Annotated in this window: 22 protein-coding genes; 7 read left to right on the top strand and 15 right to left on the bottom strand. The window is 58.1% G+C overall.

Annotated features, from left to right (window positions below; all coding sequences use genetic code 11):
- Positions 1-5 precede the first annotated feature (5 nt).
- Entirely contained in the window at positions 6-656 is a 651-nt protein-coding gene (locus ACXAD0_RS05395; protein ID WP_475087337.1) for an MBL fold metallo-hydrolase, read from the bottom strand.
- Between the two features lie 60 nt (positions 657-716).
- Complete coding sequence (locus ACXAD0_RS05390) at positions 717-1607, bottom strand: hypothetical protein (RefSeq protein WP_475087336.1); 891 nt, start codon at positions 1605-1607, stop codon at positions 717-719.
- 269 nt (positions 1608-1876) lie between these two features.
- Between ACXAD0_RS05390 and malT the strand changes: the two genes are divergently transcribed.
- Complete coding sequence (malT, locus tag ACXAD0_RS05385; protein ID WP_475087335.1) at positions 1877-4603, top strand: HTH-type transcriptional regulator MalT; 2727 nt, start codon at positions 1877-1879, stop codon at positions 4601-4603.
- Positions 4604-4713: 110 nt separating this feature from the next.
- Positions 4714-6354, top strand: coding sequence for an alpha-glucosidase (locus tag ACXAD0_RS05380; protein WP_475087334.1), 1641 nt, complete (start codon positions 4714-4716; stop codon positions 6352-6354).
- A gap of 171 nt (positions 6355-6525) precedes the next feature.
- Here the strand turns inward: ACXAD0_RS05380 and ACXAD0_RS05375 are convergent, their stop codons facing one another.
- Together ACXAD0_RS05375 and ACXAD0_RS05370 are read right to left on the bottom strand one after the other, a co-directional pair.
- Positions 6526-6699: a hypothetical protein gene (locus ACXAD0_RS05375; protein WP_475087333.1), complete on the bottom strand. Its 174-nt coding sequence runs from the start codon at positions 6697-6699 to the stop codon at positions 6526-6528.
- A 133-nt stretch (positions 6700-6832) separates the two neighbouring features.
- The gene (locus ACXAD0_RS05370) at positions 6833-8500 is read right to left on the bottom strand and encodes a flavin monoamine oxidase family protein (RefSeq protein WP_475087332.1); all 1668 of its coding nucleotides are present in this window, start codon (positions 8498-8500) and stop codon (positions 6833-6835) included.
- Positions 8501-9029: 529 nt separating this feature from the next.
- On the opposite strand from ACXAD0_RS05370, the gene ACXAD0_RS05365 reads away from it, so the two are divergent.
- From ACXAD0_RS05365 to ACXAD0_RS05350, 4 genes are all read left to right on the top strand, one after another.
- Positions 9030-9629, top strand: a complete 600-nt coding sequence (locus tag ACXAD0_RS05365) for a L,D-transpeptidase family protein (protein ID WP_475087331.1) — start codon at positions 9030-9032, stop codon at positions 9627-9629.
- A gap of 320 nt (positions 9630-9949) precedes the next feature.
- On the top strand, positions 9950-10552 hold the full coding sequence (locus ACXAD0_RS05360; RefSeq protein ID WP_475087330.1) for an FMN-dependent NADH-azoreductase: 603 nt from the start codon (positions 9950-9952) through the stop codon (positions 10550-10552).
- A 5-nt stretch (positions 10553-10557) separates the two neighbouring features.
- Positions 10558-11292, top strand: a complete 735-nt coding sequence (locus ACXAD0_RS05355; protein ID WP_475087329.1) for a sulfite exporter TauE/SafE family protein — start codon at positions 10558-10560, stop codon at positions 11290-11292.
- A gap of 20 nt (positions 11293-11312) precedes the next feature.
- Complete coding sequence (locus tag ACXAD0_RS05350) at positions 11313-12191, top strand: pirin family protein (RefSeq protein ID WP_475087328.1); 879 nt, start codon at positions 11313-11315, stop codon at positions 12189-12191.
- Positions 12192-12279: 88 nt separating this feature from the next.
- Here the strand turns inward: ACXAD0_RS05350 and ACXAD0_RS05345 are convergent, their stop codons facing one another.
- From ACXAD0_RS05345 to ACXAD0_RS05335, 3 genes are all read right to left on the bottom strand, one after another.
- Positions 12280-13002, bottom strand: coding sequence for a pirin family protein (locus ACXAD0_RS05345; protein ID WP_475087327.1), 723 nt, complete (start codon positions 13000-13002; stop codon positions 12280-12282).
- A gap of 240 nt (positions 13003-13242) precedes the next feature.
- The gene (locus ACXAD0_RS05340; protein ID WP_475087326.1) at positions 13243-13563 is read right to left on the bottom strand and encodes a DUF1330 domain-containing protein; all 321 of its coding nucleotides are present in this window, start codon (positions 13561-13563) and stop codon (positions 13243-13245) included.
- A gap of 172 nt (positions 13564-13735) precedes the next feature.
- The gene (locus ACXAD0_RS05335; protein WP_475087325.1) at positions 13736-14620 is read right to left on the bottom strand and encodes a fatty acid desaturase family protein; all 885 of its coding nucleotides are present in this window, start codon (positions 14618-14620) and stop codon (positions 13736-13738) included.
- 148 nt (positions 14621-14768) lie between these two features.
- On the opposite strand from ACXAD0_RS05335, the gene ACXAD0_RS05330 reads away from it, so the two are divergent.
- On the top strand, positions 14769-15779 hold the full coding sequence (locus ACXAD0_RS05330) for an AraC family transcriptional regulator (protein WP_475087324.1): 1011 nt from the start codon (positions 14769-14771) through the stop codon (positions 15777-15779).
- A gap of 31 nt (positions 15780-15810) precedes the next feature.
- Here ACXAD0_RS05330 and ACXAD0_RS05325 read toward each other — a convergent pair whose 3' ends face one another.
- From ACXAD0_RS05325 to ACXAD0_RS05290, 8 genes are all read right to left on the bottom strand, one after another.
- Positions 15811-16278 (bottom strand): nuclear transport factor 2 family protein, encoded by a 468-nt coding sequence (locus ACXAD0_RS05325; protein WP_475087323.1) that lies wholly within the window; start codon positions 16276-16278, stop codon positions 15811-15813.
- 240 nt (positions 16279-16518) lie between these two features.
- Positions 16519-18405 (bottom strand): DNA topoisomerase IV subunit B, encoded by a 1887-nt coding sequence (gene parE, locus ACXAD0_RS05320; RefSeq protein ID WP_475087322.1) that lies wholly within the window; start codon positions 18403-18405, stop codon positions 16519-16521.
- A 95-nt stretch (positions 18406-18500) separates the two neighbouring features.
- The gene (locus ACXAD0_RS05315) at positions 18501-19172 is read right to left on the bottom strand and encodes a YqiA/YcfP family alpha/beta fold hydrolase (protein ID WP_475087321.1); all 672 of its coding nucleotides are present in this window, start codon (positions 19170-19172) and stop codon (positions 18501-18503) included.
- Positions 19173-19225: 53 nt separating this feature from the next.
- Positions 19226-19906, bottom strand: coding sequence for a hypothetical protein (locus ACXAD0_RS05310; protein WP_475087320.1), 681 nt, complete (start codon positions 19904-19906; stop codon positions 19226-19228).
- A 149-nt stretch (positions 19907-20055) separates the two neighbouring features.
- Positions 20056-20859 (bottom strand): metallophosphoesterase, encoded by an 804-nt coding sequence (locus tag ACXAD0_RS05305; RefSeq protein WP_475087319.1) that lies wholly within the window; start codon positions 20857-20859, stop codon positions 20056-20058.
- A gap of 58 nt (positions 20860-20917) precedes the next feature.
- Positions 20918-21466 carry a DUF1249 domain-containing protein gene (locus ACXAD0_RS05300; RefSeq protein WP_475087318.1) on the bottom strand — a complete coding sequence of 183 codons (549 nt, stop codon included), beginning with the start codon at positions 21464-21466 and terminating at the stop codon, positions 20918-20920.
- 114 nt (positions 21467-21580) lie between these two features.
- Entirely contained in the window at positions 21581-22258 is a 678-nt protein-coding gene (locus ACXAD0_RS05295) for an NUDIX domain-containing protein (RefSeq protein WP_475087317.1), read from the bottom strand.
- Complete coding sequence (locus tag ACXAD0_RS05290; RefSeq protein WP_475087316.1) at positions 22251-22826, bottom strand: DUF4136 domain-containing protein; 576 nt, start codon at positions 22824-22826, stop codon at positions 22251-22253. The genes ACXAD0_RS05295 and ACXAD0_RS05290 overlap by 8 nt, the downstream gene beginning before the upstream one ends.
- Between the last annotated feature and the right edge of the window lie 70 nt (positions 22827-22896).

Raw genomic sequence — 22896 nt, 5'->3', positions numbered from 1 at the left:
CTGAATCAGCCGAATCGTTTATCGGCAACAAAGGGATTAGTCTGGCGCTCCTGCCCAAAGGTGGACATGGGACCGTGCCCGGGGATAAAGCGTACTTCGTCGCCCAGCGCCCAGAGCTTTTGTGTGATCGATTCAATCAGGGCGTCGTGATTGCTGCGGGGAAAATCGGTGCGACCAATGGAGCCGGCGAACAAGACATCGCCAACCAGCGCCAGGTTGCTCGGGCGGTGGAAAAACACCACATGCCCCGGGGTGTGACCCGGGCAATGGTGCACTTCCAGCACTTCATCGCCGACGGTGACACTGTCCCCCTGCACCAGCCAGCGATCTGGCGTAAAGGTTTCCACCGGGGGAAAACCAAACATCTGTGCCTGGGTGGTGATTTGCTCGATCCAGAAGGCATCTTCTTTGTGCGGCCCTTCCACGGGCAGGTCGAGCTGCCTGGAGAGCGGCGCGGTGCCGCCGACATGGTCCAGGTGACCGTGGGTCAGCAGGATCTTTTCCAGCTTCAGGTCGCGCTCGGCAACCGCCTGCAGGATGCGCTCGATATCGCCACCGGGGTCGACCACCGCCGCTCGCTTGCTGTCATCACACCACAACAAGGTGCAGTTCTGCTGGAACGGAGTGACCGGGACGGAGTGAAACTGCAGGGACATAGCTACCACCAGATGAAAAAAGTTTGCGGGCTGCGCCGAACACGGGCGCACCGCGCGGGATTATACCGCGACGGCGGCCTGCGAGCGCGCCCCGGCGCCAACACGGGATTTACCCCGTTTCAACAGCTGGCGCACATCATCGAGCAGGTGCTGCTGGACCAGCGGGCTATCCCAGTAACCGCCGTGGGCCACGATCTGCGGCCCGAGGTTGGTGCCAGCCCAGTCCCCCAGCGGACTGGTCTCGTAGTCCCGGTACACCGACTGGTTATAGGAGGGGCTGAGCGGCTTCAGCGGCCAGCCAAACAGGTCGTCGGGGTGGAAGAAGTTCTTCCAGCGAAAATTGTATCCGCGGGTGTTCGAGGTCACTGCCTGGATTTGTTCCCGCGACAGGGCGGCGTTCCAGAGCGGCAGCACCGGCCCGAGGCTGTACCAGTGACTCAGGGTCTTGAGCCGCAGAAACAGGTCACGGGCCGACCCCTTGTGCACCCCTTTGGGCCCACCATCACGCCAGAGACCATGATTAATCGTCGGACGCTGTGCATCCCAGAGATAGTTGGATACCGCACTACAGGCCACGGAGTGGCTCAGCAGGATCACTGGTGCGGTATCGCCGGCTGCGCCAGCAGCCCGCTCCAGCACCGAATACAGAGACTGCTGCCCCTTGTCATAGGCGCCACCACGCTGCTCGACGTCCGTCAGCTGTGCGGCGCCCTCGGCTTGGGCATACAGAAGGAATTTGCGCGCCCTGAGGAAATCCATATCGCGCTTCTGCATCCCTTCAAAGATGCGCTCGATACCACTGTGGAGATGGGCGCTGCAATGAAAGGTCTCGGTGTGCACCCGCGACCAGTCGTCCCCCAGCGCCTCGCGCAAGCCGGCAAACAGGTGATCGGCAACGCACGCATCTTCCGCGCCCGGCCCCTGTGCGGCCAGAATGACAATGTCGGCCATTTTTTTGTCCCTGATAGTGTGGGCCCGGCTTCTGGGTCCGGGCTTCATCGGATTTATTGTTGTAGTGTTCGCCGCGCTTTCGGCACTGTGAACTGCCGTCGCGGGCTCAGGACATCGCTTAAACCATCAAAACTATCACTTGCTACGGACTTTGCATAGGCGCCCTAAGCCTCCCCCCCGGGGGAGGCGCCTGATCGCTGGCAGCCATATTCTGAGCGTGCATAATTGTGCCTGTACAAAAAATCCAACCACCGGGCCAGCAATCAGCGATGCTACTAGCCTCAAAATACAGCCTGCCGGACTGTCCGGAGCACACCCTCGTTCGCTCACGCCTGCTGTCGCGACTGGGGGAGAGTCATATAGACCAGGTAATCCTGGTGACCGCTCCTGCCGGTTATGGCAAAACGACCCTGGTCTCTTCGTGGGCCTCCACCCTGGAGACACCGGTGGCCTGGGTCTCCCTCGATGCCGGCGACAACGAGCCAGCCCAGTTCTGCCGCTACCTGGTCGAGAGCGTTCACCGCGCCACCGGCAACGGGGTACCGGAAACGCACAGCCTGGTCGAAGCCCAGCAGCGCACCGACCCCTCTGTGGTGGTCAGTCAGCTACTGGCGGAACTGCGCGCGCTGCCCAGCGAACTGCGCATCGTGCTCGACGACTATCACCAGATCGACAACGACGCGGTTCACGACATCATCCGCTTCCTGCTGCGTCATGCACCGGCCGGTATTGGACTGGTAATGACCAGCCGCAGCCAGCCGCCGCTCGGTCTCGCCAGCCTGCGCGTGCAGGGCCGCCTGCTGGAGCTCGATAGCGGTGAGTTGGCACTCACCACCGAGGAAACCGCACAACTGCTGGAGCAGCGCCTGCCGTTCTCCCTCGGCAGCGACCGTGTCGAGCAGCTGCACCAGCTCAGTGAAGGCTGGCCGCCCGCGGTACAGTTGTTTGCCCTGACCGTACGCGACCGTGAAGAGGTCGACCGCTACCTGGGTGAGCTGGAACAGGGCCACAGCCATATCCTCGACTACCTGGCCGAGGAAGTGATGGTGCGGCTCGATCCGGAGCTGCGCGAACTGCTGGTGCACACCTCGATCCTGACCCGGGTCAACGCACTGCTGGCCGAGCGAATGAGCGGCCTCAGCGGCGGACAGCAGTTGCTTGAGCAGGCGGCGCGCCGCGGCCTGTTCCTGCAGGCCCTCGACTCCAGCCGCCAGTGGTTCCGCTATCACCCGGTATTCGCCCGTTTCCTGCAGCGCCAGCTCACTGACGGCGAGCAGCTGCAGCGCCTGCACCGCACCGCCAGCGATACCTGGCAGGAACTGGGGCAACCCCTTGAGGCCCTGCGCCATGCCCTCGCCGCCGCTGACCGGGAACGCCTGAAAGACCTGCTGCTGAGACAGGGCGAGCAGTTCCTGCGCGAGGGCCAGACCCGCGTGCTGAACGACTGCCTGAGCTGGCTGGGGGAAGAGGCGCTCAACCGCAATGCACGCTTCTCCCTGCTGGCCGCCAAGATGGCCCGGGACAACTTCGAATACGACCAGTGCGAGAAGATTCTCAGTGCCGCCGAAGCCTGGCTGGTCCGGGAAGACCCGCAGCAGTGGCGGGACTTCGAAGGCGCCTTTGCCACCGTGCGCGCCCAGGCCGCCGTCGCCCGCGGCCAGACCCTGGTTGCCAAGGAATACGCCGAGGAGGCCCTCGACCTGCTACCCCAGGATCAGGCCGGCGAACGCGTCGCTGCGCTGCTGGTGACCGGCGAGACCAGCTTCTGCCTGGGCGAACTGGATGAAGCCATCAACAACATGCAGGAAGTCGAGGCCCTGGCGATCGCCGAGCACGACTATCCCAACGCCGCGTGGGCCATCTGCCAGCAAACCGAAATCGCCATTGCCCAGGGCCTGCTGAAAAAAGCCTCGAGCCTGCAGGAGCGGGCCCAGCGGCTCGTGGACGAGCAGCAGCTCACCGGCCTGCCCATCTCCGAATTTATCGTGCGCCTGCGCGGCCAACTGGCCTGGGAAGATTGCGACCTCGAAGCCGCAGCGGCTTCCGCCCGCCAGGGGATGCGCATCAACCGCAAAGTGGGCGAGCGCTGGCTATTGCAGGAATACACCCTGCTGCTGAAAGTGGCCCAGGCCCGCGGCGAGCGCGACGAAAGCCTAGAGTGGCTATCCCGGATTGACCGTCTGCTCGCCGGAGAGCGATATCACCGCGACTGGGTGGCCAATGCCGACGCCGCACGCCTGCGCACCTGGCGAGCGCTGGGCAACCAGCAGGCTATTGCCACCTGGCAGGAACAGGCCCCGCCGGTGGCGGATCGCCCCAGCAACCACTTTGAGCAGTGCCATGGACGCAACCATGTGCGCGCGCTGATCGAGATGCATCGCTGGTCCGACGCCAATCGCCTGCTCACCCGACTGCAGCAGGTAGCCCGGGAATGCGGGCTGGTGACTGACTGCCTGCGCAATCTGGTGCTGGAAGCCCATTTGCTGTGGCTGCGTGAAGAGCGCGACGGCGCGGTTCGCGCGATGCAGGAGGCCCTGAGTATTGGTGTCGAGCGGGACTTCAAAGCCAGCTTCCTGCAGATTGGCAAGCCGGTGATTGTGATCCTGAAGGCCGCGATTGAAGCGGGCCTGAGTGAAGCAGAACAGGAAAAGGCGCAGGAACTGATTCGCCTCGCGCAACAGCAGCCGGAGCTCGACGGCGGCATCCGTATCGAGCTGGATGAGACCATTATCCGCGAGATCCTGGAGAGCGATGCGGTACCGGACTTCCTGCGCCACTCGCCCCTGACTCCGCGGGAGTGGCAGGTACTGAATGCGATCCATTCGGGGCTCTCCAACGAGCGGATTGCCCGGCACTTCAAGGTCGCGCCCAGTACCATCAAGACCCATATCCGCAGCCTCTACCAGAAGCTGGACGTGAAAGACCGACAGGAAGCCATCGCGCTTGCGGAGCAAATGCTGCGCTCGGTACAGGACCACCCCTCCGATCCGACCTGATCTTCGGTTACCCTCCCCCGGCCGGGGGGGAGGCAGCGAGCGACGCCCGTCGCCATACTAGCCCCATCTTGACCTTATCCTACAAAGCGTTTGCTAGATGGTACGTAGTTATGAGTGGCAGCAATACCGAATGGTGGCGTAACGGCGTCATTTATCAGATCTATCCGCGCAGCTTTTGCGACGCCAATGGTGATGGTATTGGCGACCTGCCGGGCATTACCAGCAAGCTCGACTACGTGAAATCCCTCGGCGTCGATGCCATCTGGATCTCTCCGTTCTTCAAGTCACCCATGGCCGACTTTGGCTATGATGTGTCCGATTATCGCGATGTAGACCCGATCTTCGGCAATCTGCAGGACTTTGATGACCTGATCGCCGCCGCCCACGAGCGTGGCCTGAAGATCATTATTGACCAGATCCTGAGCCACACCTCTGACCAGCACGCCTGGTTCGAGGAGAGCCGCAGCAGCCGCGACAACCCCAAAGCCGACTGGTATGTGTGGGCCGACCCCAAGGCGGACGGCAGCGTACCGAACAACTGGATGTCGAATTTTGGTGGCAGCGCCTGGCGCTGGTGCACCCGTCGCCGCCAGTACTACCTCACCAACTTCCTGAAGGAGCAGCCGGACCTGAACCTGCACCACCCGGAAGTCCAGGAGCAACTACTGGCCGACCTGAAATTCTGGCTCGACCGTGGAGTCGATGGCTTTCGACTGGACGCCATCAACCACGCGTTCCACAACCAGTCTCTGCAGGACAATCCGGCGCGCCCGCTGAATCTGGATGAGAATGGACAGGCACCGGTCAACACCTACGAGTATCAGTGGCATATCCACGACAAGTCCCAGCCGGAGAATCTGGAGTTCCTGCAGCGCGTACGCGCCCTGATGGACCAGTACCCCGGTGCGATGACCGTGGGCGAAGTCGGTGACGACAATACCCACAAGATCATGGCGGATTACACCACCGAGAACCGCCTGAACATGGCTTACAGCTTCGACCTGCTGAGCGAAGAGTGTGGTGCCGAGTTCCTGCGTGAGACCCTGCACAAGAACCAGCGCGTGATTGAGGAAGGCTGGCCCTGCTGGTCGATCAGCAACCACGACGTGCCGCGCTCTTTCACCCGCTGGAATCACGGCTTCGATGCGGACCAGGCGTTTGCACGCTCACAACTGTTCCTGCTGACCCAGCTGGCCCTGCGTGGCAGCGTCTGCCTGTACCAGGGTGAAGAGCTGGGCCTCGACGAAGCGGAAATCGCCTTCGAAGACCTGCAGGACCCCTACGGCATCAACCTGTGGCCGGAATTCAAGGGCCGCGATGGTTGCCGCACACCCATGCCCTGGTTCAACGGTGGCGAAATCAATGCGGGCTTCTCCAAGGTGAAGCCCTGGCTGCCGGTGGCCGATGAGCACAAGCACAAGGCCGTTAACGTGCAGGAAGACGACCAGCATTCCATGCTGAACCGCTTCCGCGCGCTGCTGCAGTGGCACCAGGAATGGCCGGGCCTCGCCGTGGCCGAACAGGAAATTATCGATACCGGCAATGACCTGCTGGTGTTCTACCGCCGTAACGGCAATGAGACGTTTTATGTTGTGGCCAACTTTGGCCACCAAGCAGCAGAGCTGGCACTGCCCGAATCTCTGGCAGATGCGGAAGACATCACCCCAGCAGCCTTCGGCGGTGAAGTGACCACCGGCAAACTGGCGCTGCCGGTCGCAGGTGCACGGGTACTGCGCACCGTCGCCAGCTAAGAGAGCAAAAGAAGAAAAGCTGAACTGTTTCAGAAGCTCCCGGGGCTAGAACCGCCATTCGTCATCCCGGGCGCTTCATTTTATTTCCTCAACCCTTGAGCAAGTCATTTGTATGGCATGTATCCTTTCCGCCGGCCCCTTAGCCGGCTTTTTTTTGCCTGCAATTCGGCCTCACTCACTACTGGATTGACGCTTGCGACGGAACAAGCCCGTCCAGAAAAGCCCCTCCAACAATAGCCCCAACACCAGAAAGAGCAGGCCGCCCCGCGGAATACCAAAGGTATAACAGGCGATGGCACCGAACAGGCACAACAGTAATAACACGATGCGGGTCAGGGTTTTCAATGCTTACTCCTTGTCTCTTATGGGCAATCCATACTAAATACCAGTCTCAGGCTACCTGTCATGTCCCAAGAAAAAAACCGGGACATAAAAAAAGGCGCCCGAAGGCGCCTTCTCAAATTACGTAGAAAACCTATCAGGCCTGATGGATTTCCTTCGCAACACGCTCAGCAGTGGTGATCGCACCATCGATGTAGCCGAACACTTCGACCTCAGTATGCTCACCACAGAAGTGAATGTTGCCTTCCTGCAGGCCAGCTGCACCCCACCACTCAGTGTAATCACCAAAGGCCTGGGTAGAGTAAGAGCCCTTCGACCAGGGGTTTGCCCACCACTTGGACTGCATCGCAGTTCCTGTAAATGCGCTGCTGGTTCCCGGGAATACGTTGTCCACGATACCGAAGAAGTGATTGAGGTCACTGGTTTTCGGCGCTTCAAATGGCGTATCACCACCAATGTTTTTGCCATAATCGCCACCAAAGAAGTTAACGAAAATACCATCGGTACTACCGGTAACTGAAGTGGAATCCCAGGTGTCAAACAGCTCGGGACGACCAACGTAGGTAACGCCATTGGGAGTAAACTGCTCTCCATTGACCACCTGAGGGAATGTCCACGGACGGCTGGAGCACTGCATGGCGATTTTACCATTGCTACCGAAAGACATACGCTCAATTGCAGCACGTTTCTGAGGGCGGAATGCCTCATACAGAGCTGGCTCGATATCTACATCACGCAACATGGAGAACGGCAGCGCCAATACCAGACGATCGCAGGCGTACTCATAGCCATCATCAAAGGTCAGATTATATGGCCCGTTAATATCACCGCTGATGGCAATCAATTTGCGACCAGTTTCAACAGTACCTTCTGGCAGCTCTTCGACCATTTTGGTAACTAACTGGTCGTTACCACCATTAATCCGAAAACGCTCATCGGTACCGGCGAGCGGCAGCGCGGTATTGATCGGGTTCCACGCCAGCAGGTAGATCAGGTTCAGCGCGGTGGTTTCTTCCGGCTGGATACCGTATTCCGCGACGATATCTGCCTGGAATACCTGCCCCATGTTAGAGCTGGCACCGATGCCAACCGCATCCAACCAGCTATTTACATCGACATAGTCGAGGTCACGATGCAAAGCGTTGAAGTTGTCATAAGTGGGCGGCCAGGGCGCATCTTTCTGAGCTTGTTTGAAAATCTTGTAAACGTCGCGCCACTCTTCATTCAGCTGATGCTCTGAATAGTGCTGACCATTTACATAGTAGAGCTCATTACCACCGGGAACCGCGTTACCGTTAACGTCTTCCACGTCCAGGCCCAACTGGCTGGCCAGATTACGAGTCGCCGTGTGCTCGGTAGAAATCAGCTCACCACCGCGCTCCACCGGGCGACCGAAAATAGTGCGGTTGGTATTTACACGCCCACCGACACGGGTATTGCCTTCGAAGACCTTGCTGGCAGTACCATATTGCTGCAAGCGATGCGCACAGCGAATACCACCGATACCGCCACCAATGATGGCTACGCGACCCGGGTCGGACGAACCACTTGGGGCAGCCTGAGCAGAACGCGGAGCAGTACCCAGCGCACTGGCAGTACCAATGGCAGCGGCACCGAGGCCCAGCTGCTTCAGGAACTGGCGGCGACCATCCGGATTGGCGTTTTTGCCACCATGCTTGAGGCCTTCGTTGATAATGTCGAAGCTCTCGTCGGCGGAAACACCGGTCTTGTCGGAGAGCTCCTGCGCAGCACGCATGCGGCGCATCAGGCCCGCGAGGGGCGACAGGGATTTACGGCTTCTCATTGTTGTCATCCTGTGAGATTGAGTGAGGACCCTGGTACCGCTTGGGCCATAGTTCTATAAAACGCGCCATGCCGGGAACTCGATGGCTATATCAACCGGCATTTTCATGCTAAATAGCAATATGTCGCTCAATTCTACACATCATGGTGACAATTTGAATAAAAATTCGAAAAAGATCACAGAAATTAAAAAAAATTCACAAAAACAATCACTTGAAGCTCATAGCTCGTCACATTTTTTGATCATCTAGTAGATTTTTACGCCAAAAGGCCTATTTCTCTTCGCGCTAGTGGCGCGTCCGCTAATACCCAAACGATGTAATACCCGCCTATCCAGCACCCTAACATCGTCCCCACTTGTCGCGGCGATGCCGCAGCGAGCCCATCCTGCGGAATAACCGGGACAACACCGGTTCCGCTTGGGGAAAGCAACAACCCGTTTTGAAACCGGCCAACCGGCCCGACCTTTTGCCCGGTGCCTGTGCGGGTACTGCCAAGTTGGGCAGTCGTTTTACAGAGAGAGGTGCGCAATGCAGAGCCGTCGTTCCCTTTTAAAATTTTTCACCGTGGTAACCGGGCTGATTGTCGGAGGTGGTGCCCTGATGGCACCGCCACCGGTGGAGGCGCGGGATTATCCCCACCCCTACATGCGACACAATTCGATGAATAACGGGCACGCCTGGTGGCGTCCCTCGTATGGCAGCGGCGGCGCCGCCTACATTCGCATCGACCTGAGCGACCAGATGGCCTACTTCTATCGCGGTGGCCGCCTGATTGGTATGTCGCCGGTCTCTACCGGTAAAGCGGGACATCGTACGCCCACGGGTACCTTCCGGATTACCGAGAAGAAGACCCACCACCGCTCTAACCTGTACGGGCAGTACGTCAGCCCGCGCGGCTATGTCATGCGCAGCAACGTGGACGTGCGCCGCCACAAGCGTCCCGCGGGTTCGCGCTTCCGCGGCGCATCGATGGACTTCATGATGCGCATCAATGGACCGGTTACCATGCACGCAGGTCATGTCCCGGGCTACCCCGCCTCGCACGGGTGCATTCGCATCCCATGGCATATGGCGCGAATCTTCTACTCCAACGCGCCGGTCGGCACCAAGGTTAGCGTGGTGCCCTGATCCGAAATCACACTGACCGAACCGAACAGGCCTGCCACCGTGCAGGCCTTTTCTTTGCCCGCGTCCTTCTCAGCGTTAATCGCTGCATCGCGGCGCCAGCGCCCTGGCGATCACCGGCACGCACGCCCTCGTAGTCAGACTACCCACCCTGTGGTTCACAGCAAGTCATTGTCCGACAACCTCACTGGCAGGCGTATCCGGCCGCTGTCCCGCCAATTGCTCGATTTTTTAGAACAAAAGGTTCAGATATTTCCGTTTTTTTTCTGAAGGCCCCAATTGGATACTGTGCGCATTCACATTTCGATCCTCTGGAGACAACGATGAATCTTTTGGTAGTGACCAGCAGCGTATTTGCCGGCGGCGGGCAGTCCTCCGCTCTGGCAGAGAAATTTGTCCAACAATGGCGAGAAGCGCACCCGAATGCGGAGATCGCCGAACGCGATGTCACCAGCAACCCGGTTCCGCACCTGGACGGCGAGCGTATCGCTGCGTTGTTTTCGGCCAAAGACAAACGAACCCCAGCGCAGCAGGAAGTCATCGACTTCGCCGATGAACTGCTCGCAGAAGTCACCAGCGCCGATGCCATTGTACTGGCCGTTCCAATGTACAACTTCGGTGTACCCACTCAGCTCAAGGCATGGCTGGATCACCTCGCCCGCGCAGGGGTGAGCTTCCAATACACGGACAATGGTCCGGCCGGCTTACTCAAGGACAAGCCGGTCTATATCCTTGCCGCACGCGGTGGTGTTTACCACGCGGCCGGCCAGGATTACCAGGCACCGTTCCTGCGCCAGTTCTTTGGCCTGCTGGGGCTCACCAGCCTGGAGTTTGTTTATGCGGAGGGGCTGAATATGGGCGACGAGGCCAGGGCAAAATCCCTCGATGAAGCCGAGCAGCAAATCGCCAGCCTTATTTCGGCATAAGCCGCATGGGTGATCCGCTCTTCTGGCCCCTGGCAATCCTCGGGATACTGCTCACCGGCATCTCCAAGTCAGGGTTTGCCGGTGGTGCCGGTGTGTTGGCGGTCCCCTTGCTGGCACTGGTGATACCGGTACCCGTCGCCGCTGCACTGACACTGCCATTACTGATTGTGATGGATGCCAAGGCGGTCTGGCTCTACCGACAGCATGTTCATCTCGCCAACTTGAGAGACATCCTGCCAGCGGCCATCGCGGGCATTGCGATCGGCGGGGTGAGCTTCGCCTGGATTTCAGAAACGGTGTTGCAACTGACCCTGGGGCTGTTTGCCATGCTGTTCGCGGTGTGGGGGCGGCTCGCGACATTTTTCCGAAAATTCCACAACCGCTGGACGACCTGGGGATGGGCGGGCCTGTCCGGCTTTACCAGCACACTGCTGCACGCCGGTGGCCCGCCTATCAATATGTACTTTATCAGCTGCAATTATCCGAAGCTTGTCTGGCTCGCCACGGCCAGTGTCTTCTTTGCGATGATGAACCTGATCAAGCTTATTCCCTATAGCCTCAACCAGCAGTGGCAAGCGGCCTTTATCGGTGTCTGGCTATGGCTGTTGCCGGTGGCCTTTGCGGGCGTCTGGCTGGGCTACCGCCTCCAGAATCGTATTAGCGAACAGCATTTCATGACCTGCTGCCGGAGCTTGCTGTTGGTATCCGGCGCACTGCTTATTCTGAAACCCTTTTTCTAAAACCCTGTTAAGGAAAACGTATGGCACAGCGACTTTCGGCAAAAACACATGATATTGGCGGTATCGATGTCACCCGGGTTTTACCTAACGGAAAACAATTTATGGTTGGCCCATTTATTTTCTTCGATCATATGGGACCCAGCACATTTGATGCAGGCAACGGTATCGATGTCCGACCGCACCCTCATATTGGCCTTGCGACCATTACCTACCTGTTTGAGGGCAGCATCCTGCACCGCGACTCCCTCGGCAACAACCTCGAAATTTCCCCTGGCGACGTCAACTGGATGACCGCCGGAAAGGGGATTGTCCACTCGGAAAGAGAGACGCTGGAGGTACGCAGTAAAAGCCATAAGATCAGTGGCCTGCAGGCCTGGGTGGCCTTGCCAGAGGAACACGCAGAGGTTGAGCCAAGCTTCGACCATATTTCCAAGGCGGAATTGCCGCATTACCTGTTCGAAGGCACGATGATGCGGCTGATTATTGGCGACGCTTACGGAATGAGCGCCCGCATCAAGACCTATTCGCCGATGTTTTATCTCGACGTGGTAACCCAGGCAGGCAGCACGGTGCCACGCCCGGACCTTTCGAAAAGCGATAAAGATGAAGTCGCGGTCTATGTGATTGATGGCAGTGTGAACATTTCTGGAGTGCGCTATGGGGTTGGCGACTTTGTATTGCTGGAACCAGAGGACGAAGCGTTTATTGCTGAAGAGAATGCGCGCTATATGATTCTTGGCGGCAAGGACTTCGATAAACCCCCTTTTATTGACTGGAACTTTGTCTCTTTTTCTCGTGAACGTATCCAGCAAGCCAGAGAGGACTGGCAGGCCGGTCGCTTCCCCGAGATCCCTGGCGACAACCGCGAGTCCATCCCGCTAAAACCCGCCAGAGCATAATAGTCGACGACGATCTCTACCATCACTGCGGCCCCAAACCAATAAGGCGCAGATCATCTGCGCCTTATTTTTTGGTTTCCGCCCAGGGTCATGCCGGCAGATCAAACCATAGTGCGGCGAAGTCGGTACTCGCCGTTAGCGCCAGCGCGCGCGATCTGACGCTGCCGAGGCCATCTCCCGACCCGAGCTCCAGCATCGTGGCGTCGTTCACGCCGGGCGTATCGGTCTCTATCCCGACACTACCGCTTAACACATGCAGATACCCGTTACGGCGTTTATCCACATTTAATGTCAGGGAACCACCGGCCTCCAGGGCGAGGCGAGACATGCTCGCATCCTGATTCATACTGAGCGATCCATTCGCACCATCTGGTGTCACCAGAGGGGTAAGAGGGCCACTCTGTATTATTTTCTTCTGCGCATAGCTCGGTGCCACACCAAGGTTTTTCGGTTGAATCCAGATCTGTAAAAACCGCAATTCCGCGGTACGTGATGGATTGTATTCCGAATGGGTAATGCCGGTACCTGCGCTCATGCGCTGTACCTCACCAGCGGGAATCACAAAGTGATTCCCCATGCTGTCCTTGTGTTCAATCTGCCCTTCCATGACATAGGAGATGATCTCCATATCCCGATGCCCATGAGCACCGAAACCGCGCCCCGGGGCGACCCGATCATCATTAATGACGCGAAGGCTCGAAACCCCCATATGCTGGGGATGGTAATAGGAGCCAAAGGAAAAGGAGTGCCGGCTGCGGAGCCAACCGAAATTAGCCCGGCCCCGATCACTGTCGAAGCGTATATAATCCATAAATGTCTCCACTGTCCGAACGCCGCCGATGATTTGGCGACTGGTTATGGAGTCAACTTTACAGAGATAGCGGGCTATGAAATATCGGTTAAAAACGATCTAATCGTTCGAATTATTGCCTCGTACACTGCCAGCGTACCGCCGCCCTGCTTACCATTCTGGCACACCAATGGCAGATCACTGGGGCGATCGCTTCGTTAATAACCAACCTCCCCCGGCACGGTTTTACCCGGCAGAACGTCAGTCTTTGAGAATGGGCCGCAGGTCTTCAAGCTTGTCAAACAGGTGCCAGATATAATTCTTTGTGCCTTTTTCCCGATGTGGATGAAGATCCGTGAGCGCAGGGTCCGCGCAATAGTTGTCAAAAGCTTCTTTGCTTTCCCACTCCACCAGCACCATTACCGTCCGCGGCGTGAGATCTCCAAGTGCAGCCTCGCGAAATTTACCCAGCGAAATTACCTTGCCCCCATGGCGTGATACTTCCTTGACAGAGCGACGCGAATAGGCGAGATATTCTTCTTTATCTGCAACATCAAAAAGATTCAGTGCATAGACGGGCATGGTTGGCTCCTGCGCTCGTTAGTATGGGGCGATCACAACCTTCCCCGGGAGCAGACCATCATGGCTGATCGGGGGCGGCGCAGCACTATAAATATCGCAATACCGATCAGCACACAAGATCCACACCCGCAGGCGTCCTAGGCAAGGATTCGCGCTACAGGCTCCGGGGAAATCAGCCATCAACCGATTGGCGATTAAAGATCCCGATAATCGGTGTCCCATGACTACGTAAAACGGACGCGATTTGGCGATGCAACGCATGGTAGCGATAGAAAGGCACCCTGGGGAACAAATGGTGGACTGCGTGCATGTTTTGCCCGAGCCAAAACCACTCAAGCGGTTTCATCCAGGCCGGCACAATCAGGCTGTTGGTATTGGTATATCGCTGGGTGTCGCAATCCGTCAGGTGAGGACGATAGGCAAACCAGTAGGCCGTAAAGTAGCCACCGAGCAGATATCCCACCAACACCACCAACAGCGTACCCGACTGCGGCACTAGCAGAATAAACAGCAAACGCCAGCCGATCGAAAAACTCACCTCGAGACTGTAAATAAAGCGTTCCGTGGTGGAGGCCGGCGCCCATCGGGTACGCACAAAAAAGGTGTTTTGCAGCCACAGGTATTTGAGGATAGTGGCGACTGTCGCTCGCACTCCGCCGCCCAATCCCCGGATCAAATAGTCCGGGTCTTTATCAGGCTGATTGGTATGGCGGTGATGGGCCAGGTGCTCATATCGATGCGAGGTATAGGGCGCCATTATCAACTGAGCAACCGCATACCCGCAGAGGTCGTTCAACCACTTGCAGCGCGTATGGGAACCGTGAATATTGCCATGCACAGCTTCATGCAGCGGCGTATAGGACATATAGGTCAGGATGGCCATGAATACCGTTGCCAGAACAGGCGACAGTATCCCCAGTGCGAACAGCGCCAGATTCATGATGTACAGTGCAACCACCATCCCGGTGAGCCACACTGTCGGCCAGGCCATGTGACCCATATAGGTACGGGCGGTAGCGATCGCACGGGCATTCTGCTGCTTGAGCGTGTCGTTCATGGTTATTCTCGATTGTTTTCCTGAAGCTACTCGCTACCCTAATATGCCGGTGGTTCAACAACAGGATATCTGTGGCCATTCTGATGACCGAAGTGGCCTTTCGGTCGCTGGCTATCATTGCCTCCCACCATACGCTAGGATTTCGTCCATGCTGCCTCAGGACACCTTTCAACATCCCGCCGTCTTCAGCCAGGTGATTGTCAACTTTGCTGGCAGGCTCGGTGTGGACCGGAAGACTTGCCTGGACGGCACGGACATCCGTCCCGGAGAGCTGGAGAGCGGCGACGGGCTCATCTCCCGAGCACAGGAAATCCAGTTAATCGAGAACCTGATTACCGCGCTGCCCGATGAGCCGGCGCTCGGCTTTCAACTGGGTCTGCAATACTCCGTTTCGACGTTCGGCGCCTGGGGCTTTGCATTGCGTACCAGTCAGACGCTGCGCCAGGCAGCCAAGATCGCCTTTCGCTATTTACCCCTCAGTACCGCCTACTGTCGTATTCAGCAATTCGAGGAGTCGGGCAATTTCGGTATTGAGTTTTTCACCGAGTCGATTCCAGCAAACCTTCGCCAGTTTTTGCTCGAGCGGGATATGGCAACAGCTATCCGGTTAATCCATGAGCTCGGATTGGAAGGCGTAAAACTATCCGGATTACATTTTGTAGGTCCGCCACCGGACTATGCCAAAACCATCGAAAATTTGGCTGGGCTGAAGCCCACCTACCACAGCCCGCGCAACGCACTCACACTGCCGCTCGAAGAAGCCAACCGCAAGCTACCGACCTATGATGTCCAGCTGGTTAAGCTCATGAACGCGCAATGCGAAGAACAACTGCGAATTCGACAGCAACACGGCGTCGCCGGCCAGGTACGGCAGGAAATTTTGGGTTCGCTTGGCCTGATGGCGAGCCTGGAAGAGGTGGCGGATACACTGGCACTGTCTGCGCGCAGCCTGCGCCGCAGACTGGAAGAGGAAGGCACCAGTTTCCGCCAGATTCAGGATGAAGAGCGAAAGCAAATCGCTGCGCAACTTCTGAAAGGCAGCAGTATGAAAATAGAGGAAGTCGCCTACCATCTGGGATATGCAGACTCTGCCAGTTTCCAGCGCGCCTTCCGACGCTGGCATGGCTGCTCACCAGGCGCCTTCCGCAAGTCCAGCTGACTGAGGAAGTACTTTTTACATCCCCAGCGGTTTACATCTCCTTAAACGCTACCGATTCAGGCACTTTGTCTGCGTCAATTCGCGTAGAATGCATTTGCTCTATTTTCCATTGGCCATCCTCCTTTACAACCACTGCACTTTCGAGCCATGCACGCTCGACAGATTGATCGCCTTCCGTGATTGCGGCCTTGTTCCAATAATTGATCAGGGCCATGTCGCCGCTTACCGATTTCGAAATCAAACCGATGTAATTCTTTCTCTGGTAGTTGCCCGGCTTGACCGCCTCAATCAGTCTATCCATGTCCCAGACTTCACCATGCTCGAGCAGCACAAAGTCATCGGTTACTGTTTCGCACATGGCATCATGGTCAAATCTGGACAGTGCGGCAAATATCTGGCTGATCGGTAAAAAAGCATCTTCGCTCTCAGCATGAACCAGACAAGGAGCTAGACAAACCACCAGAGTAAACCACAGTGAACGCAGTAAACTTTTTTCCATGAAAATCTCCGGTAAATATTAAAGGGGATGTAAGCCAATTACACTTTAGACGGCAATCTGTGAACGCGGGCGACAAGCTAGAACACCAAAAATGAATAGCACAAACTGGCGAATAATCCCGTCCGAGGCCGCCATAAAGCTTCAGCGCTGTGCAATACGCGAAACGTGAACAAAGTCGCCAACAAAAAGCCCCGCCAGAAATGGCAGGGCTTTTCAAATGGACAGGGCGGAAAGGAAAGATCAGCCGACCTCTGCCAGATTCCCTTTTGTTTCCAGCCACTGTTTGCGGTCACCGGCGCGTTTCTTCGCCAATAACATATCCAGTAGCTGGTTGCTGTCATCACCGGAGTCAATGTATAGCTGCACCAGTCTTCGAGTGTCCGGGTCCATGGTGGTTTCACGCAACTGCAACGGGTTCATCTCACCCAGTCCCTTGAATCGGGTGACCTGGATCTTGCCCTTTTTCTTCTCCGCAGCAATGCGGTCGAGGATGCCCTGCTTCTCGGCCTCATCCAGCGCGTAGTAAACATCCTTGCCGATATCGATGCGGAACAGTGGCGGCATGGCCACATACACGTGGCCATTGGTGACCAGCGGGCGGAAGTGGCGCAGGAACAAAGCGCACAGCAGCGTGGCAATATGCAGGCCGTCAGAATCCGCGTCGGCGAGGATACAAATCTTGTTGTAGCGCAGGCCTTCCAGGTTATCGCTGCCCGGATCGACGCCCAGTGCTACGGCAATATCGTGCACTTCCTGGCTGGCAAGGATTTCGGCGGAGTCCACTTCCCAGGTATTCAGGATCTTGCCGCGCAGCGGCATGATGGCCTGGAATTCGCGGTCGCGGGCCTGCTTGGCAGAACCACCGGCAGAGTCCCCCTCCACCAGGAACAGTTCGGAGCGGGTCGTATCCCCGCTGGAACAGTCCGCCAGTTTGCCGGGCAATGCCGGACCCTGGGTAACCTTCTTACGCGCGACTTTTTTGGCGGAGCGCAGGCGTTTCTGCGCATTGCTGATACACAGCTCGGCAAGCCGGTCACCCTCTTCGGTATGCTGGTTCAGCCACAGGCTGAAAGCATCTTTGGCCACACCGGAGACAAACGCGGTGGCCTCGCGGGAGGACAGGCGCTCTTTGGTCTGCCCGGAAAACTGCGGATCGGCAAGTTTGGCACTCAGTACATAGGAACACTGCGCCCAGATATCTTCCGGCCCGAGTTTGACCCCACGCGGCAACAAGTTGCGGATCTCGCAATAGTCGCGCACCGCGTCGAGCAGCCCTGAACGCAGGCCATTCACGTGGGTACCGCCCTGGGCGGTCGGTATCAGGTTGACGTAGGATTCGGCGGTAATTTCACCACCTTCCGGCAACCACTGTACGGCCCAGTCCGCCGCTTCGGTCTGCGCGGCAAAGCTGCCGATAAACGGTTCAGACGGCAGGACTTCCCAACCCTGGTTAGCGGCGGCGAGGTAGTCCTTCAGGCCATCTTCGTAATACCACTGATCCGACTCGCCATCGATTTCATTGATAAACACCACGGTGAGGCCGGGGCAGAGCACCGCCTTGGCGCGCAGCAGGTGGCGCATATGGCGCACGGCGAACTTGTGCGAATCGAAGTACTGCGGGTCGGGCATGAAGCGCAGGCTGGTACCGGTGGTGCGTTTACCGCAGGTGCCAATCTCTTCCAGGTCAGAGGCTTTCTCGCCATTCTGGAAGCCCATGCGGTAAACCTTGCCATCGCGCTGGATGGTAATTTCCAGCACCTTGGACAGGGCGTTGACGACCGATACACCCACGCCATGCAGACCACCGGAAAACTGGTAGTTCTTGTTGGAGAACTTACCGCCGGCATGCAGGGTAGAAAGAATCACTTCGACACCCGGGCGCCCCTGCTCGGGATGGATGTCCACCGGCATACCGCGACCGTCATCGCTGACCGACAGCGACTGGTCCTTGTGCAGCACCACTTCAATTTTCTTGGCATGCCCCGCCAGAGCCTCATCCACACTGTTGTCGATGACTTCCTGAGCCAGGTGGTTGGGGCGCGTGGTATCGGTATACATACCCGGGCGTTTGCGCACCGGGTCCAGCCCCGTGAGGACTTCAATATCTTCAGCGGAATAATTGGCCATATTGTTATGTACTTCTGATTCAATTCGTGGGGTAAATCTGCCGAAAAATGCGCGCGGCAGCAAGGCCGGCGTGCGTCAGCCGACCAAATAACCGTCTAATGACGGCCGCGCTCGGCAAAAAGAAACTCGATAATGGGCTGGCAAAAGCGGTCAAAGCCCTGGAAACCGTGGTCGCCACCCTCTTCCACGGTCTGCCGCTGGCCGGCATAGAACGTCTCTGCCTCCCGGCAGTCGAGGGTTTCATCGCCGCGCTGGCCCAGTAGCCAATAACGTCCGCGCAACGGCGCCTGCACCTCGGCCTGCAACGCCGACATGCCGTCCACGTCGGCCTGCCCCAAGCGGTATTCACGCATTTCGCCACTATAAGGCGTCAGCGTTTGGCCGACATAGGCGGGCATAAAACGCGCCGGTTGTACCGCCGGATTCACCAGCACGGCTGGCAACTGGTAGCGCTCGGCCAGCCAGGTGGACCAGAAGCCTCCCATGGAGCTTCCCACCAATCCAACCGGGCGATCGTCCGACTGCAGCCTCTCGGCAACCAGAGTATCCAGCTGTTCCGCCACCTCCAGTGGGTGGGGTGACAGTAACGGCGCGACAAACTCAACGTCGGGCGCATGCCCCGTTACCCAGTCCTGCAGCAAGCGACATTTCAGGGATTCAGGCGAAGACAGAAATCCGTGCAGGTACAACAGCACGGGACGACCGGAAACCGATGCGCGCGTTCTGGATGCGATGGAGGACGGGGTAGGGACTTTAGCACTGCTCATAGGGCGGGATTATACCCGCCCGAGGGATCTGGCACAGCGGCGATCCGAGACGGTTAGCGCAGCGCGCGATCGAGACTGGAGAACGCGCGCAACAGGTCCATGCGCATATCGCCCCAGAAGGTCACGTTATTGAAGCGCTGCAGACGCCGGCCCGCTGAGGACTGGTCACCGATATCGCGACGGTCACTAAACTGCATCACCAGCTGTCCATCCCGATCATACAGGTTACCCGCCAGACGGGCGAAGGCAGCCTGTTCGGTGTATACCCGCCAGGTCCAGGAGGTGGGTTCCAGGGGCGCTGCCAGCGCGAGATCCTGCAGCTGCAACACCAGTCGATAGTCTGCTGCGCTGGGAGAATCGACCAGACGGCTGCCACGCGGTGCCAGAAACTGCTCGGCAACGGATTCCGCCATTAGCGCCTGCAATCTCTGCCGATCGCGATCATTCAGCTGATAATCCTTCGCCCGCAATCGCGAAGGTCCCGCCGGCAACTTGCGATAGTCAATTTGCAGGGGGTCGAGATAGACGCTGGCAGCACTCAGGTCAAAGGCAAACACTGCAGAGACACTGTCGAGGCCCGAGCGGCGGGGCAACAGGCCAGATGCGCCGGTCACCGGTGCCGAGTCGCTGCCCGACTGGCCACGCACAGCCTCTCGCTCGTCTACCCGATTCTGCCCCTGCTGCGCACAGGCCGTCAGGACGATCGGCAACAATAAAATAACCAAGCTTCGCACTACCCACTCCTCTTTACGACTATTGGGGCCACTCGATTTTTAATGGCGCACCCGTTCAAGCCACGGGTAAACGCGCGGCCACGCCGTTAAAACATTCAGTAGAAAATAATAAAGTGCGGGCGGAGGCCGGGATAGCCCCCGGACGAAGATCAATATCCAGAGGACGCCAGATCGACGTTGTATTCTGATACGACAACCCGACGCACGTCGGTTGCGTAGGTACCATCGGGATGCAGCTCAAACCAGCGATATCCCGGCATTTGCTCGTCGACAGCAAACGGGCCGCTACCCGGCGTAAACTGCACGGAAGTCGAGGGGGTCGCGTGCAAACCTATCGCACCCAGCTCGCTATCAAACTGCTGGTGCACATGTCCCCACACGAGGGCTTTCACATTGCCGGCGGCCCTGACCAGTGAGAGCAGTTTCTCACGGCCATCTTTGAGCATATGCCGGTCAATCCACTCACTGCCAACCTGTACCGGCTGGTGATGCATAAAGATCATAACCGGGTGATCGCGGCACTCTTCCAACAGTGCCTCGAGACGCAGCAACTGCTGGTCATCCAGACCGCCGCTAATCCGCTGCTCGACGCTGGTGTCGAGCATCAGCAAGCGCCATTCGCCCAGGGTCACAACTTCCGCGCAATATTTGCCACCCAGACGGTGCATCAGGGCCGGCTTGTCATGATTTCCAGGCAGCCAGTGCCAGGGAGTGGGAACATCGCGCATTTTGTGGAGAAAACGGCGGTAGGCGGCATCGGAGCCATTCGCACTGATATCACCGGTGGCCAGCAACATGTCCGCGTTGGGGCATTCGCTCGCAATCGCACGCAGGACCTCGTCCAGCGTATGACCGGTATCCAGCCCCAGCAGATGGTAGTCGGGCCGGCCGCCAATATGCGGATCGGTAAACTGCACCAACTGGTAACTGTTCTGTGCGCCTGCTTTACTCACTTACTCACCTATTTAGACATCCATGTCCGGAAACGACGACCGTGTCCAGAGAGCAGGATTACAACCTCCTGCCATCCAAAATCAATTCAAACTCAGAACGCGCATTGGCCAGACAGTGACCCAGCCACTCGCTGAGAAACCGATTCGCCTGCTGACGTTCGTCGGCACGCTGCATCTTCGCGTTAGGGTATGCCTCTCCCGGCCCCTTTGCGCCGATGTGCCCTTCACCATCCACAGCGACCACTTCCGCCATTCTGGCATCGTGATAGAGGCGGACCCGAATCTCCGGGGGCACAGCCCATGTAGATGACTCAGTCTCACCCTCTGCAACCGCAGACAGCTTCACCTCGGTGGTGTAACGGGAGCGATCCATCACCGTGACATCGAGGCGGCAGTGGGGCATCCGATAGCGCCACTGGTCCTTTTGCTCCAACGCCGGCAAAAGCTTGTGCAGGCGCAGGTAGTTCGCATCGCAATCAGCGTGGTAGGCCGGCAGATCCACCCGGTATGCCGACTTGCCGCCGCGATCAGCATCGCCGCTGATCTTGCGCGTATCGACTTTACGCCGCTGAAGGCCCGTCAGATGGGGCTTGCCCTCTACCGTCATTATCGACACTCCGGTTCCATTATCGCCGTGACTCACCTCTCAGTTTGCGCTCGAAATCGACGATTGCGCAAATTCTGCGGTGACCCGTTATCCCCGATCGGTATTACCAATCAGTCACCCGGCATGCGGCTGTATCCGATGCCGATTCAACTGCAGCCATTGCAGGCAGATGATGGTCGCCGCGTTGTCGGGGCCATCGCGTCCCCGGTCCAGCGCAGCAACCAGATCCTGCAGCGGAAACACGCGCAGGCGGATATCCTCATGTTCATGCGCCAGGCCGAAATAGCCCTCGGCATTGCGCAGGTCCAGGGTTGCGCAATACAGATGCATGCGTTCGCAGGTGCCGCCCGGGCTGGGGAAGTAACTGCTGACCGGGTAGAGCGCGGCTACTTCCTGCCCCGCCTCTTCCCTCACTTCGCGCCTGGCCACATCCTCCAGCGACTCCCCTTCCTCGGCCATACCGGCCACGACTTCGAGACACCAGGGGCTGCCCTCCCGCGGTGCAAAGCGATCCCCCAGCACGGACTGCCCCAGGGCGCCAATGCGGAATTGCTCGGTCAATGCCACGAGCTCATGCTCCGGGTCAAACAACAACACCCCCACGGCGTCACCGCGCACAAACAGTTCGCGTTCAAATGGTGCGCTCCAGCCACCACCAAACAGCTTATGACGCAGACGGACCTTCAGCAGGGAAAAGAAACCGCGATAGGCTTCTTCCTGTGCGGTAACTTCCACACTGTCCGCGCCAAATGGCGGCTTCAGTGCATTGCGGTCTTCAGGTTGATCACTCATAAGTCGTCCGTGTTCTCCGGTATTCCGCATTGAGCGGTGGGAACTGCTCCAGCATGTGCGCGGCCTCTGCGCGAAGCTGCTGGTATTGCTGAAGGGGGTCCCCCGAGCGCATTACCCGCGAGGGAACGCTCGACTGCCAGATAGGCGAGCTGTCGGCGTCCAGGATATCCAGCACCAGCGTATTTTGCCGATACTGCCGCACCCGGGCCGGAGATCGCCAGCCCAACCCAAAGTTCCTATATCCGCCGTATACGCCGAAACCATCGTCATAGACCGCTACTTTTTCCACGGCGACAAAATGCACACGAACCTGAAAGTCGGCAGTTTGTGGATCTTCTGCTTGCCGGTAGTTCACATCGAGCAATTCCTGCACCGCCTGACGGGCGCGCTTCAGTTCCAGTGGCGAGACTGGCCCAGTCGCAAGCGGGTCAAGCAGGTAGTAAGTACGCAGGGAGGAAAAGTCTGCTTGCGGGTCATAATCGACCCAGGGGCTCGGCGTCGAAGCGCAAGCAGTCATCAGTACAACTGAGGCAGCCAGCCAAAGGCGGCGCCACACAACAAGGCCCATTCCCGTCTCCTATGTCATTGAGAGCGGGCCTCCGTGCCAACGGCTCTAGTCTGCCGGATTCTCTCCGGTC

Source organism: Microbulbifer sp. ABF4_148, from assembly GCF_056158985.1.
Note: the sequence above shows the minus strand (reverse complement) of the source record. Positions and strands in the feature narration are given on the sequence as shown.

What these genes read in the sequence shown, in the direction of transcription:
- ACXAD0_RS05345 (WP_475087327.1), bottom strand. Translation starts at nt 13,002, where the DNA reads ATGGATTATATACGCTTCGACAGTGATCGGGGCCGGGCTAATTTCGGT.
- ACXAD0_RS05340 (WP_475087326.1), bottom strand. Translation starts at nt 13,563, where the DNA reads ATGCCCGTCTATGCACTGAATCTTTTTGATGTTGCAGATAAAGAAGAA.
- ACXAD0_RS05395 (WP_475087337.1), bottom strand. Translation starts at nt 656, where the DNA reads ATGTCCCTGCAGTTTCACTCCGTCCCGGTCACTCCGTTCCAGCAGAAC.
- ACXAD0_RS05355 (WP_475087329.1), top strand. Translation starts at nt 10,558, where the DNA reads ATGGGTGATCCGCTCTTCTGGCCCCTGGCAATCCTCGGGATACTGCTC.
- ACXAD0_RS05325 (WP_475087323.1), bottom strand. Translation starts at nt 16,278, where the DNA reads ATGGAAAAAAGTTTACTGCGTTCACTGTGGTTTACTCTGGTGGTTTGT.
- ACXAD0_RS05315 (WP_475087321.1), bottom strand. Translation starts at nt 19,172, where the DNA reads ATGAGCAGTGCTAAAGTCCCTACCCCGTCCTCCATCGCATCCAGAACG.
- ACXAD0_RS05295 (WP_475087317.1), bottom strand. Translation starts at nt 22,258, where the DNA reads ATGAGTGATCAACCTGAAGACCGCAATGCACTGAAGCCGCCATTTGGC.
- ACXAD0_RS05350 (WP_475087328.1), top strand. Translation starts at nt 11,313, where the DNA reads ATGGCACAGCGACTTTCGGCAAAAACACATGATATTGGCGGTATCGAT.
- ACXAD0_RS05360 (WP_475087330.1), top strand. Translation starts at nt 9,950, where the DNA reads ATGAATCTTTTGGTAGTGACCAGCAGCGTATTTGCCGGCGGCGGGCAG.
- ACXAD0_RS05330 (WP_475087324.1), top strand. Translation starts at nt 14,769, where the DNA reads ATGCTGCCTCAGGACACCTTTCAACATCCCGCCGTCTTCAGCCAGGTG.
- parE (WP_475087322.1), bottom strand. Translation starts at nt 18,405, where the DNA reads ATGGCCAATTATTCCGCTGAAGATATTGAAGTCCTCACGGGGCTGGAC.
- ACXAD0_RS05370 (WP_475087332.1), bottom strand. Translation starts at nt 8,500, where the DNA reads ATGAGAAGCCGTAAATCCCTGTCGCCCCTCGCGGGCCTGATGCGCCGC.
- ACXAD0_RS05300 (WP_475087318.1), bottom strand. Translation starts at nt 21,466, where the DNA reads ATGACGGTAGAGGGCAAGCCCCATCTGACGGGCCTTCAGCGGCGTAAA.
- ACXAD0_RS05290 (WP_475087316.1), bottom strand. Translation starts at nt 22,826, where the DNA reads ATGGGCCTTGTTGTGTGGCGCCGCCTTTGGCTGGCTGCCTCAGTTGTA.
- ACXAD0_RS05365 (WP_475087331.1), top strand. Translation starts at nt 9,030, where the DNA reads ATGCAGAGCCGTCGTTCCCTTTTAAAATTTTTCACCGTGGTAACCGGG.
- malT (WP_475087335.1), top strand. Translation starts at nt 1,877, where the DNA reads ATGCTACTAGCCTCAAAATACAGCCTGCCGGACTGTCCGGAGCACACC.
- ACXAD0_RS05380 (WP_475087334.1), top strand. Translation starts at nt 4,714, where the DNA reads ATGAGTGGCAGCAATACCGAATGGTGGCGTAACGGCGTCATTTATCAG.
- ACXAD0_RS05335 (WP_475087325.1), bottom strand. Translation starts at nt 14,620, where the DNA reads ATGAACGACACGCTCAAGCAGCAGAATGCCCGTGCGATCGCTACCGCC.
- ACXAD0_RS05390 (WP_475087336.1), bottom strand. Translation starts at nt 1,607, where the DNA reads ATGGCCGACATTGTCATTCTGGCCGCACAGGGGCCGGGCGCGGAAGAT.